The sequence below is a fragment of the Nonomuraea sp. NPDC048916 genome (assembly GCF_040649575.1).
GTDB lineage: Bacteria > Actinomycetota > Actinomycetes > Streptosporangiales > Streptosporangiaceae > Nonomuraea.
Window position 1 is genome coordinate 1 of the sequence record NZ_JBEZFS010000278.1, and the last position, 387, is coordinate 387.

At 69.0% G+C, this 387-nt stretch carries 1 protein-coding gene; it reads left to right on the plus strand.

All coding sequences use genetic code 11. From position 1 onward, the window contains the following. Nucleotides 1-33: 33 nt before the first annotated feature. Nucleotides 34-387, plus strand: a 354-nt coding sequence (locus AB0C16_RS40840) for an SAM-dependent methyltransferase (protein ID WP_357691592.1), incomplete at its 3' end; no start/stop codon positions are given.

Here is a 387-nt window from a genome sequence, read left to right on the forward strand (position 1 = left end):
TGCGGCCGGCCCGAACAGGAGAGGCGTTACAGGATGAGTACGACCGGAAATGGGCCTGAACTGCCCGCGCAGATCGACACGAGCGTCGCGCACTCCGCACGTGTCTGGAACTACTGGCTCGGCGGCAAGGACAACTTCCCGGCGGACCGGGCGGCGGGCGACGCCTACCGGGAGAAGTACCCGCTGATCGAGACGTTCGCGAAGGAGTCCCGGGACTTCCTGCGCCGGACCGTCAGCCACCTCGCCCGCGACGCCGGAATCCGGCAGTTCCTGGACGTCGGCGCGGGGCTGCCGACCGCGAACAACACGCACGAGGTCGCCCAGCGGATAGCCCCGGAGTCCCGTGTCGTCTACGTCGACCACGACCCCCTGGTGCTGCTGCACGTC